General features: G+C 56.9%; 9 protein-coding genes and 2 pseudogenes. 7 read left to right on the top strand and 4 right to left on the bottom strand.

Annotated features, from left to right (window positions below; all coding sequences use genetic code 11):
* Positions 1-123 precede the first annotated feature (123 nt).
* The 3 genes from LB453_RS19490 to LB453_RS19480 are packed head-to-tail and all read left to right on the top strand — an operon-like array spanning position 124 to position 3,917.
* The gene (locus LB453_RS19490) at positions 124-852 is read left to right on the top strand and encodes a gluconate 2-dehydrogenase subunit 3 family protein (protein ID WP_103793824.1); all 729 of its coding nucleotides are present in this window, start codon (positions 124-126) and stop codon (positions 850-852) included.
* 34 nt (positions 853-886) lie between these two features.
* On the top strand, positions 887-2,656 hold the full coding sequence (locus LB453_RS19485) for a GMC family oxidoreductase (RefSeq protein WP_103793825.1): 1,770 nt from the start codon (positions 887-889) through the stop codon (positions 2,654-2,656).
* 4 nt (positions 2,657-2,660) lie between these two features.
* Positions 2,661-3,917 (top strand): c-type cytochrome, encoded by a 1,257-nt coding sequence (locus LB453_RS19480; RefSeq protein ID WP_103793826.1) that lies wholly within the window; start codon positions 2,661-2,663, stop codon positions 3,915-3,917.
* 194 nt (positions 3,918-4,111) lie between these two features.
* On the opposite strand, the gene LB453_RS19475 is transcribed toward LB453_RS19480, so the two are convergent.
* The 3 genes from LB453_RS19475 to LB453_RS19465 form a co-directional block, all read right to left on the bottom strand.
* Positions 4,112-4,789 (bottom strand): MarC family NAAT transporter, encoded by a 678-nt coding sequence (locus tag LB453_RS19475; RefSeq protein ID WP_103793827.1) that lies wholly within the window; start codon positions 4,787-4,789, stop codon positions 4,112-4,114.
* 34 nt (positions 4,790-4,823) lie between these two features.
* Positions 4,824-5,459: a hypothetical protein gene (locus tag LB453_RS19470; protein WP_103793828.1), complete on the bottom strand. Its 636-nt coding sequence runs from the start codon at positions 5,457-5,459 to the stop codon at positions 4,824-4,826.
* A 169-nt stretch (positions 5,460-5,628) separates the two neighbouring features.
* Positions 5,629-6,150 (bottom strand): DUF2501 domain-containing protein, encoded by a 522-nt coding sequence (locus LB453_RS19465; RefSeq protein ID WP_103794034.1) that lies wholly within the window; start codon positions 6,148-6,150, stop codon positions 5,629-5,631.
* Between the two features lie 493 nt (positions 6,151-6,643).
* On the opposite strand from LB453_RS19465, the gene LB453_RS19460 reads away from it, so the two are divergent.
* On the top strand, positions 6,644-7,633 hold the full coding sequence (locus tag LB453_RS19460; protein WP_103793829.1) for a lysozyme inhibitor LprI family protein: 990 nt from the start codon (positions 6,644-6,646) through the stop codon (positions 7,631-7,633).
* 30 nt (positions 7,634-7,663) lie between these two features.
* Here the strand turns inward: LB453_RS19460 and LB453_RS19455 are convergent.
* A pseudogene (locus tag LB453_RS19455) lies at positions 7,664-9,370 on the bottom strand (flagellar biosynthesis protein FlhA); the annotation flags it as partial.
* Between LB453_RS19455 and LB453_RS19450 the strand changes: the two are divergent.
* From LB453_RS19450 to parM, 3 genes and pseudogenes are all read left to right on the top strand, one after another.
* Positions 9,369-10,175 carry an OmpA family protein gene (locus tag LB453_RS19450; RefSeq protein ID WP_103793831.1) on the top strand — a complete coding sequence of 269 codons (807 nt, stop codon included), beginning with the start codon at positions 9,369-9,371 and terminating at the stop codon, positions 10,173-10,175. The pseudogene LB453_RS19455 and the gene LB453_RS19450 overlap by 2 nt on opposite strands.
* A gap of 16 nt (positions 10,176-10,191) precedes the next feature.
* Positions 10,192-10,965: a C40 family peptidase gene (locus LB453_RS19445; protein WP_224481554.1), complete on the top strand. Its 774-nt coding sequence runs from the start codon at positions 10,192-10,194 to the stop codon at positions 10,963-10,965.
* A 62-nt stretch (positions 10,966-11,027) separates the two neighbouring features.
* A pseudogene (gene parM, locus LB453_RS19440) lies at positions 11,028-12,060 on the top strand (plasmid segregation protein ParM domain-containing protein).
* Positions 12,061-12,069: the final 9 nt, after the last annotated feature.

The raw sequence follows: 12,069 nt of genomic DNA, 5'->3' as shown, positions 1-12,069 counted from the left end.
ACATTTAAACTTCTATTTTTACATTTCGACATATCTATATCCCTAATATTGCCGCGGAAATGACCGATAAGATTTGTGTTTAACAAATATATTACTTTTACAGCAAGTGAGAGTCGTGCCGCTATGCTTCTTGAAAAACCCACCACCAGACGAAAGTTTTTGCTCGGGTCTTTACTGGCGCTGCCGCTAAGTGACCTGGTTTTAAAAGGGCTGACCGCAGCGCAGGCGGCAGAAATGGCCGCGCCGGAGCTGGCCGACTATAAACCGGGCTTTTTTAGCGCGGACGAGTGGCAGTTTATTCTGGCGGCGACCGATCGCCTGATCCCGGCTGGCGGCAAAGGCAAAGCGCCAGGCGCGCTGGAAACCAACGTGCCGATCTTTATCGACCAGCAGCTGCAGAGCAGCGAGTTTGGCGACGAGATCTACCTGCAGGGCCCGTTCAACGTCCACGCCGATCCCACCTTCGGCTACCAGATTCCGTTCACGCCGCAGCAGATGTACCACACCGCCATCAAACTGGTTACGCAGTGGGTGCAGACGACCTACAGCAAGCCGTTCCAGCAGCTCACGCTGGAAGAGAAAGATGAGGTGTTGACCAAACTCAACAAGAACGGCATCGACTTCGCCGCGCTCGGTGAAGGCAATCTGAAAGCGTCGCAGTTCTTCAGCCAGCTGCTCTCTGATACCAAGCACGGCTATCTCGCGGATCCGATGTACGGCGGCAACAAAGGCATGAAAGCCTGGATCGCCATCGGCTTCCCCGGCGCGCGCGCCAGCTTCACCGAATGGGTGAAGCAGCACAACGTGCCTTATCCGCTGGGGCCGGTCAGCCTTATGGGTGAACGCGCTTAACGGCGCTGAATCAGGTATTTGAGACAGGATTATCATGGCACAGATTACTAAAAAAGAAGTCGACGTCGTCGTTTGCGGCCTCGGCTGGGCCGGCTCGCTGATGAGCATCGAACTGGCGCTGGCGGGCCTTGAAGTGCGCGCCTTAGAGCGCGGCGGCGAGCGCGACTACCCCGATTTCGCCTACCCGAAACCGGCTGACGAATACGCCTATAACGTGCGGAATAAAGTGTTCGCCACGCCGAAAGAGGTGGCGGTCACCGTGCGTTACGACACCACCCAGACCGCGCTGCCGACCCGCAAATGGGGCGCGTTTGCGCCGGGCACCGGCGTGGGCGGCGCAGGTATGCACTGGACGGCGGTACTGATCCGTCCGACGCCAACCGATATCAAGCTAAAAACTTATGTGGACGAGGCCTACAAGCCGGGCATCCTGCAGGAAGATATGCGCGTGATGGACTTCCCGTTTACCTGGGATGAGATCGAGCCTTACTACTACAAGTTCGAGCTGATCTGCGGCCAGTCGGGCACCACCGGCAACCTGCGCGGTCAGATTCTGGAAGGCGGCGACCCGTTTGAAGGCCCGCGCTCCGAGCCTTATCCGCTGCCGGCGCTGGAAGATACGCTGAACAACGTGATGTTTAAAGAAGCGGCAACGAAGCTGGGCTACCATCCGTTCCCCAACCCGTCGGCGTGCGTCTCTCGCGCGTGGAAAAACCCCTACGGCAACCAGATTGCCCCCTGCAACTACTGCGGCTACTGCTCGAAGTACCCCTGTCTGAACTACTCCAAAGCCTCGCCGCAGACCGCGGTAATGGATGCGCTGAAGCGTATGCCGAACTTCTCCTACGAAGTGCATGCGGAAGTGGTGAAGGTCGTGCTGCATGACGACAAGAAGACCGCCAAAGGGGTGATCTACTACGACGTCGACGGCAACGAAGTCTTCCAGCCGGCGAAGATCGTGGTGCTCTCCAGCTTCCAGCTCTACAACGTGCGTCTGATGCTGCTCTCTGGCATCGGCAAGCCGTACAACCCGATTACCGAAGAGGGTGTGGTAGGACGCAACTACGCCTTCCTGTCGAACGGCGGCGCGACCCTGTTCTTCAAGGATAAAAACTTCAACCCGTACGCCACCGCCGGCGCTACCGGCCAGATGTTCAACGACATCTCACCGGGCAACTTCGACGGTCCGGGCCTCGGCTTCCTCGGGGGTGCGAAGATCCACAGCTCGCAGGCCACCGGTACGCCGATCGGCACCTCGCTGCCGAAAGGCACGCCGAGCTGGGGCATGGGCTACAAAGAGGGGCTGGAAGAGTGGTACGGCCACTCCATGAAGATCAGCATCACCACGACCTGCCAGTCGTACCGCGACGTCTATCTGGACCTCGACCCGAACTACACCGACCACCGCGGCCAGCCGCTGCTGCGCATGACCTTTAACTGGAAACAGAACGAACTTAAGCTGCAGCAGTACCTGAAAGGCATCGTCGGCAATATCAGTAAAGAGCTGAATCCGGACAGCATGAGCATGAGCTTCCTGCCGATGGACGCCAACTTCGACCTGACCAAATATGTCTCCACCCATAACGTGGGTGGCGCGGTCATGGGCGATAACCCGAAAACCTCTGCGCTCAACAAGTATCTGCAGAGCTGGGACGTGCATAACGTGTTTGTACCGGGCGGCAACGCCTTCCCGCAGAACTTCCAGGCGAACCCCACCGACACCATCGGCGCGATTACCCTGATGGCGGCGCAGGCGATCAAGGAACAGTATTTGAAGAACCCCGGTCCACTGGTACAGGCATAAGCATATGAAACTGAAATCATTGTTACTCGCCAACGCCGTGCTGCTGGGATGCATGGCTGCTCATGCGCACGCGGAAGATGAAGCCCAGCTGATCAAGAAGGGTGAATACCTGTCGCGTCTCGGCGACTGTATGGCCTGCCACTCTGTCGCAGGCAAGCCGGACTATGCTGGCGGACTGGCGATTGAGTCGAACCTCGGCACCATCTATTCGACCAATATTACGCCGGACAAAGAGCACGGCATCGGCAACTACAGCGAGCAGCAGTTCTCCGACGCGGTGCGCAAAGGCGTACTGCCGGACGGCTCGCGCCTCTACCCGGCGATGCCGTATCCCGACTACGCCAAAATCAGCGATGAAGATATGCACGCGCTGTATCTCTACTTTATGAAGGGCGTGCAGCCGAGCGCCGATCGGCCGCCGGAGACTCGCCTGAGCTTTCCGTTCAGCCAGCGCTGGGGGATGCGTTTCTGGAACTGGGCCTTTACCAGTGACAAGCCGTTCCAGCCAATTGGCGGCGCCTCTGAAGAGATCAACCGCGGTGCCTATATCGTTGAGAGCCTTGGCCACTGCGGCAGCTGCCATACGCCGCGCGGTCTCGGCATGAACGAGAAGGCGCTCGACAGCGGCGATGCGAAGTTCCTGGCGGGCGGCAGCCTGAACAACTGGGACGTGCCGTCGCTGCGCGGTCTGCCGCGCTGGAGCGAACAGGAGATCGTCGATTACCTGCAGACCGGCCGCAACGATAAAGCGGCGGTGGGCGGCGAGATGAAGTCGGTGATTGAGCACAGCAGCTCGCACATGACCGACGCCGATCTTAAAGCGGTCGCGGCCTACCTGAAGTTCCTCGGCGGCAATCCGCCGCTGCAGGCCTACAACGTGCAGGCGCAGCAGCAGACCGAGGCGAAGCTGACGGCGGCGAAGAACCTGAGCGAAGGCGAGCGTCTCTATATCGACAACTGCGGCGCCTGTCACTTTGTTACCGGCAAGGGCGCGCCGGGGATCTTTCCGGAGCTGGATCAGGCGACGATCGTTAACGCTAAAGATCCGACCGGGCTGATCCATACGATCCTGGAAGGCGCGCAGCAGCCCTCTACCGAGAAAGCGCCGTCGACGCTGGCGATGCCGGGCTTCGGCCAGCGTCTGAGCGACGACGAAGTGGCGCAGCTCGCCACCTTTATCCGTCAGGGCTGGAGCAACAACGCGCCAGCGGTGAGCAAGGATCAGGTGGCGGATGTGCGGAAGTCGCTGAAGCACGACTAAAGGGCACCGCGTCTTCTTTCAGGCGGCTGAGAAGTCTGCAAGCGGGTGGGAAGGACCGAAGAGCAAAGCGTCCCGCGACAAGGATGTCGCGGGCCGAGCCGGCAGGGATGCCGCTTTTGCGTCTTTGCGATCGGGCCTTCTCACCCGCGTCAGCACCTTACCTGAAAATATTAAGGGCACCTCGGTGCCCTTTTTTAATGGAAGTTATGCGCCACTTCCAGCACGCCGTTAATCACAAACTGCACGCCCATACAGACCAGCAAAAAGCCCATCAGGCGCGAAATCGCCTCGATACCGCCTTTCCCTACCAGCTTCATAATGCTGCCTGAACTGCGCAGCGCGCCCCACAGGATCAGGGCCACCAGCAGAAAAGTAAGCGGCGGCGCGGCGGCAATCACCCACGCGGGAAAATCGACGCCGCTTTTCACCGTCGAGGCGGTGCTGATAATCATCGCAATGGTGCCGGGACCGGCGGTGCTCGGCATCGCCAGCGGCACAAAGGCGATATTGACCGTATCCTGACGCGCGTCGCTGTTATCCAGCTCATCCTGCTTGTGCTGCGCCTCTACCGAGTGGCCGACCGGCTGCGCGGGAAACAGCATGCGAAAGCCGATAAAGGCCACAATCAGCCCGCCCGCAATGCGCAGCCCGGGAATCGAGATGCCAAAGGTGTTAAGCACCGCATTACCCGCATACCAGGCCACTATCATAATGGCGAACACATAGATGGAAGCCTGACGCGCCTGGCGGTTGCGCTCGCTGAAGTTCATCTCGCCCGCCAGCCCCAGGAACAGCGCAACGGTAGTAAGTGGGTTGGCGAGCGGCAGCAGCACAATCAGCCCTAATCCAACGGCCTCAAATAATGCCTGCATAAACGTCCTCTTTAGATGGCGTGGTCAGGAAGGGCTAGTGTTTAGGCCGCTCCATCGCTTCCAGCAGCTCCGGGAAGAAATCTTCCAGCAGTTCGGGCGTCATCAGCTCTGGATAGCGCATCAGATGCTCGCGGATGCGCTCGTTCAGCTCCGGGATCAGGCTCTGCGCGGCCGCCAGGCCGGTGATCTTTTTCTGCTTCACCAGGCGCAGCACGTCATCCGGCAGGCTGTCTTCGTCATCTTCCTCTTCCACCTCTTCCAGCGCGTCGAGATCGTCGAACATATCGAGCAGCGCCTCAATCTGCGGCGTGCGCGACACATACTGCTCCGGCTTCTCCTCTTCCAGGTAGCGCAGCAGCGCACGTACCGGCGAGCCGTCCGGGGTGGCGGGCGGCGAGGAGGTGAACCACTCCAGCATCAGATGGGTGCTGACGCGATGAACGTGATAGCCGTTATCCACCAGTTCGTCGGCAAGGATATCGGCGGTGTCGTGCTCAAGCAGGCAAATATGGGTGCGATTTGGCGTGAACTGTTCCAGCCACTGGTAGATCTCTTCAATAACCGCATCGTCATACTGAAAGTTTTTGCTCAGGTAGCTGCCGTCTGGCTGATGTACCGTGGCAAAAATAAGGTCGGGATCGAAGTAAATCGCAATGTTGATGCCTTTCATGCGCGCTGTCCTTTGTGGCTTAAAACCTTCACTATAGCGCTGTTAGTCGGACGGGGAAATGTGGGCGGAACAGGTTATAAGAGACTGAAGTGAAATGGCCGCGCGCAACCGCGCGGGCGGCGATTAGCCGGGAAGAGAGAGGGCTCCTCCCGGCCTTACAGCGCTGAAATTACATGCCGATATATTTCTTGCCCTGTTTGAGAACCACGTCGCAGGCTTTGGTTTTCAGCTTCTCGCCCATCGGTGAGTTGCTCAGGCTTTGCAGGTTCAGCTGCTGGCCGTTGCCGGTATTCAGCAGGCCGGCGATGCCCTGCTGGTAGTCGGTGTTTTGCGTCTGCGCCGTCTGGCTGCTCAGGCCGAGCTTATCCAGCACCTGCTCTTTCACCGACTTGACGTTGTTATCCACCACGTTGTGCTGTACGCAGTACTGCATCACGCCTGCGGCGTTGGTCATGCTGTTGGCGCTGACCGCTTTGTCACCGCCGTTCAGCAGGCCGGTCAGCGAGCCGAGCGACAGCCCGCCGTTCTGCGCGGTGCTGTTGGTCGCACTGGTGTTGCTGCTGTTCTGCTGGCTGAGCTGCGACGCCGCGCTGCTCAGCTGATCCTGCCAGCTTGCCGCCGACGCGCTACCGGCTAACAGCAGCGCGCTGAACCCCATGCCTAAAATCGTACGTTGTGTGGCTTTATTCATTTCAACCTCGTTTGTCTTCACGCTGCGCATCGTGAGTTGCGCCGCTAGCTTTGCTAAGAGGAATCTGAGGGGGGAAAGTTCCGGCGACCGGGTAAGGGAGGGCGGAATCGGAGGATTCTGTAAGGAAGGGCGGGCTATATCAACGGCATGCTGGTGAACATCCGCGTGATAAATGGCGGCGTTGTGATGGCTCCGCAACCGAGCGGCTGGCGGCGTGTCGGGAGAAGCCCTGCGCGAGCACAATTTTTACACCATAATATCAACGTCAATGAAGCACAGGCATAATAATATTTTTATTTAACCTTTATTCTATTGGTTGACTTTATTTTTAACCTGAGTGGGAATTAATTTTTACATTAAGCGAGTTATTCCAGGGAAATAGACATCGCTAGCCTGTTTATAGAGTGAATAAGTAAATAATCTATTTTGTTTTATTGCAACCTGAGCGCAATTTAGCCAAAATACCTGACACTTTGGTTAAAAAGCACCCGGCATGATTAAGTTACTGAATGCTTTATGCGTAATTTTCGCGTCATTAGTAGCAACCAGCGCGTTTGCCGTTAACTGCCAGCGTGCGGCGACCCCCCTTGAGAACACGATTTGTCACAGTGAAAATCTCAGCTGGCTTAATAACATTATGGCAACGTACTATCGCGATACGCTGGCGCGCCGCGAAGGATACCCTGTTCATCAGGAGTATCTGGCATGGCAGAAGTCACTCAAAACCTGTTCGTCAGAAAGCTGTATAGAGCGCGCCTACTATGCGGGCATCGGTAAGCTGGCTGAGGCCCCGGCGCAATTTATCTGGCAGGGACGCTGGTGGAATACCCTCGCGGCAAACATGAACGGCGGAGTGATTGAGTTCAGCCACAACGCCGACTGGACGGTAAATGTTGATATTCGCATCTGGTCCGGGCTGAATAAAGAGGCCTATACCGGCGAAGCGCGTAAGATAGACGGCATGCTGCTCATCAACAATATGGCGGGAAGTAAACGCTGCAAGGTGTTGCTGATTCCGGAAAGCAGCGGTGCGCTTCAGGTTTTTAGCAGCGGTAAAAAGGGGTGCAGCCTGTCCATGCCCAGCGGCGCCTTTATTGACGGTATTTACGAAAGATCAGAAAACGACCCGCGCCCGGAAGCCACGCTGCTTTCACTGCAAATCCTGCCTGATGCAAAAACAGACCAGCAATTTCGTGCGCTGGTGGGGAAGGATTATCAGAAATTTATTCAGACGGCTAATGCTTATATATACCACCAGGATATCGATAATATTGGTGCCACGGTAATTTTATCCTGGCTGCGCGGGGCGGCCAACACCCGCACCGCCATCATTATGTATAACGCCAGTGATATCTGGGCAGCCAGAATTGCCCCTGATGAAAAAGGTAAACTGACCTTCTATTATTACAGCACGCAAAATAGCGATATCAGTAAAATGCCGCGCACCATAGCGCAATGGCGAATGCGCTATATGGAGCAATAAAGGCACCTCCTGGTTACCGGGCTTTGCGCGTTACGCCAGCGTGCCCACCACATTTAAATCCGCATCGTCAGGCACTTCATTGTAGGAGAGCACATGCAGCCCTTTTGCAAAAAGGCGGGCATAGCGGGAAATCAGCGGACGCAGCTGCGGCGTCACCAGCAGCAGCGGAGGCAGATTTTTAGCCTTCATCTGTTCGTAAATCACTGGCATCGTATTTTGCAGCTGCGTCAGGATATTGGGATCGACCGGGAAGTTATCCAGCGTGACTTTTCCTGCCTGCTGGGCCTGGTTCAGTGCGCTGAGCAGCAGGTTTTCCAGATGATTATCGATGGTACAGGCAGCCAGCTGAGGGCGATCGCCGTTGATGTTATGCACCAGCGCGCGGCGTAGCGCGTAGCGTACATCGGCGGTAAGCAGCAGCGGATCTTTCGTGATGGCCGAGCTCTCCAGCAGCGTTGAGGCGATGGTCACAATATTTTTCAGTGAAACCTGCTCAAGCAGGAGCTGGCGATAAACGCGCAAAAGCTGGCTAAAGTTGAGCGCCGCGTTTAAGTCCTCTGCAAGCTTAGGTGCCTGCTGAGCCAGGCGAGCATGCAGATGGGTGATATCGTCATAGTTGAACAGCTCCGGTAAATATTCACGCGCGACCCTGTTAACGTGGGTGGCGACCACGCTTGAACAATCCACCACCTGATACCCCAGATTAAGCGCCTTCGCCTTCTGGTCGGGATCGATCCACACAATCGCCATACCGTAGGCCGGATCGGTGTCCAGCACGCCATCAATTTCACCGTAGAGTTCGGTTCCGGGAATAGCCATCAGCTTTTCAGCCTGCACTTCCGCCACCGCCGTGCGTATGCCGTTGACGTGGATCGCATACTGTGAGGGCTTTAGCCGGAAGTTTTCGCGTATGCGGATCTCCGGCAGTAATACCCCACAGAGTTCGGAAATAACCTGCCTTACCCCGCGAACGCGCAGCGAAAGCGGGCTGCCCCTGGACTCGTCCACCAGGGTAACAAGCTTGTAGCCGAGGCTCAGACCGATAGGTTCAACCAGTGGGATGCTGTCCCATGTGATGGCCGTGGAGGCGTCAGGCGCCAGCGCCTCATTGATCGCCTCAATATCCATCTCTTGTGTGGCGGGCTGCACCACTTTGCTTTGGCGCCAGGCGGCAAATAACAGCAGCGCGGTAAAGCTCAGGAAAGCAATGTGCGGCATGCCCGGCACAATCGCCAGAATAAACATCACAAACGCGGCGGTGTAGAGCACCTTCGGTTTTGAAAGAAGCTGCGTTTTGATCTCATCGCTGATGTCATTGCCTTCACTGACGCGCGTTACGATAATCGCGGCGGAGGTGGCGAGCAGCAGGGAAGGAATTTGTGCCACCAGACCGTCACCGATGGTGAGCAGGACATACTGGCGGAAAGCGACGCTGGCCTCTAAATCGTATTTAAAGATACCGATGCAGATCCCGCCAATCACGTTAATGATCAGGACCATGATCCCGGCAATGGCATCGCCGCGGACGAATTTGGATGCCCCGTCCATCGCGCCGTAGAAGTCCGCCTCCTTGGCGACCTCCTGACGGCGGCTGCGCGCCTGCTGCTGGTTGATTAACCCGGCGTTGAGATCGGCATCGATAGCCATCTGTTTGCCGGGGAGGGCGTCCAGCGTAAAGCGAGCCGAGACCTCCGAGATACGCTCTGCACCCTTGGTCACAACAACAAAGTTGATTATGGGCGCGGTAACAGAACAGGAGCGCAAAGAGATCGTCTCACGGCTGCACGGCGAGTCGATATTTGATGGCGGCATCATCCTGTCAATTACGCAGGAAGAGTTTGCCGGAGACAGCCAGATCGCGCTCGTCCACCAGCATAGCAGCAGTGACGATGGCGAGGGCGCTGCCGACGCTGATAAACAGCCAGAGCCGGAGGCGCTGGCGAACAAGACGGATAGGCTCAAAGAGGTCAGCGTAAACGGGCAGGTCAGCGTGAACGCGCAAAGCGAAATTGAGGAGCTGGCGCGCGTTATCATGAAAATAACCTCCGCCTATAACGCGCAGGCAAATCTCCAGATAGAGGTGGTGCCTCAGGGGTTACGTATCCTGATAACCGACGATCCTAAACGCGAAATGTTCCAGCGCAGCAGCGCCATTCTGGCTCCCTTTTTCAAACAGCTGCTGACCGAGTTTGCGCCGGAGCTGAACAAAATTGATAACAAGATCGTGATTACGGGCCATACCGATGCAACCCGCTATCGCGATCAGGAGCTTTATAACAACTGGACGCTCTCAGCCGAGCGTGCGATGCAGGCCCGAACCGTGCTGACGCGCGGCGGTCTCGACCCAGAAAAAGTGTTGCAGGTAAGCGGCATGGCCGACCAGGTGCTGCTGAATCCGGATGATCCCCTGAGTTCCGAGAACCGACGCATCGAGATCATGGTGCTGACGAATTCGGCCAGCGATTCGCTCTATCAGTTCTTCGGGCATCAGGGCGAGAAAGTGATTAAGCCACTGGCAGATAAGCTTAACCATCCTCAGTAACGTCCAGATTAGCGCTGTGAAACCTTTCCCTGCTCTCCGCCAGCTCTTACCCGTAAGGACTTATCCTGTCGCTCTGCTACGCGCTTTCTTCCTGATAGCCATTCTGGCCGGCCCGCTAGCCTCGGCCGAGGCGCAGCCCGTGCCCTTATCCGGGTCGACAATCTCCGCAGAGGTTCAGCAGCGTAAAGCGAACCGTGACAGGCTTTTCGCGCAGGCGAAAAAGCGCAAAACAGGGGGGCCGGCCACCCCCGGCCAGCTATCTCGCGAGCGGGAGCGGAAACTGGCGCAGCGCCTGAGCAACAGAAAGATGCTGGCGATGCATCCGCGCTGGGAGCCGGGCGTTCTCGGCGGCTCAGAGAAAATGCTGAACCGGGTGCGGGATAAGCGCCGCGTGAGAGAGAGCCAGACAAAGTTACGCACCGTCCTTCAGCGCCTGAAAAGCCAGCTCGGAAAACCCTATCAGTGGGGCGGAGCAAGCCCGCACGAAGGGTTCGACTGCAGCGGACTGGTCTTTTACGCCTTCAACCACGTCCTCGAGCAAAAACTGCCGCGTACGGCTAACAGCATGTTTCAGGATAACCGCTTAAAGCGGGTGCAACAGCAGCATTTGAAGAAGGGCGATCTGATCTTTTTCAATATCAACCAGCGGCCGGGGGCCGATCACGTCGGCGTTTATCTTGGCGAGGGGCAGTTTATCGAAGCGCCGCGAACCGGACTCACTATCCGTATTAGTCAGCTTACCAGTGATTTCTGGCAACAACGTTATTTAGGGGCACGACGCGTCCTGTAAGGCCGTGCGGATAGCCCGTTAACCTACCTGTAATGAGACTTTAAATAATGACTGCACAACGTATGAAATTCGCTATCGATGATGGCTCAACCAACGTCAAAATCAGCTGGATCCAGGACGGCGTTCTGAAAACCGTGGTATCGCCAAACTCCTTCCGCAAAGACTGGAAAAGCGCCGCCCTGCTGCGCGGGCAGTCGGTATACAACTACACCATAGGCACAACGAAATACACCTACGACGCCACCTCCGACAAGGCGCTTTCTACCACGCACATCGATTACCAGTATGACGATCTCAACCTGCTGGCCGTTCACCACGCTCTGCTGCAGACGGGTATTGCGCCGTGCGAGGTTGAAATCATCGTTACCCTGCCTATTACGCAGTACTACAACCCGGACGACTGCCAGCGTAACGAAAGCCGCATTGAGGCAAAGCGGCGCAATCTGATGCGGGATATCACCCTGAATAAGGGAGAGCTGTTTCGCATCGCTGACGTTCAGGTGATGCCGGAAAGCCTGCCAGCGGCGCTTTCGCACCTGCTTAACTCACAGGTCAATGAGTTCACCAAATCGCTGGTTATTGACTGCGGCGGCACCACGCTCGATATGGGGGTGATTGTCGGTGAGTTTGATGATGTCTCTGCGATCTATGGGAACAACGAAATTGGCGTGGCCATGGTGACCGACGCGACGCGTAAGCTGTTAGCCGCCGCCGATAGCGACTCCAGCTACCTTGTTGCAAACGAGCTTATAAAGCGCCGCCATGATATCGATTTTGTGAAAAGCGTGATTAACGATGAGTCCCGCATTGCCGATATCCTGGAGCGGATTGAAATCAAGATTCAGGAGCTTGGGGATCAGGTGGCCTATGAAGCGAAGAAGTTCGCCAAAAACCCGAACCGCGTTTATCTGGTCGGCGGGGGCGCATCTGGTTGAACAGGCGGTTCGCGACACCTACGCCACGCTGGGGGATCGCGTAATCGCCATCGAGAACCCACAGAGCGCGCTGTCGCGGGAAATTTGCCTCTACCATGCCGATTCAGAAGTGGGGGAGGTCGCCCTGCCGCATATGGCAGAGGTGGGTGTCGATGAGTAACGGGCCTGT

The sequence above is a fragment of the Pantoea agglomerans genome (assembly GCF_020149765.1).
Lineage (GTDB): Bacteria > Pseudomonadota > Gammaproteobacteria > Enterobacterales > Enterobacteriaceae > Pantoea > Pantoea alvi.
Note: the sequence above shows the minus strand (reverse complement) of the source record. Positions and strands in the feature narration are given on the sequence as shown.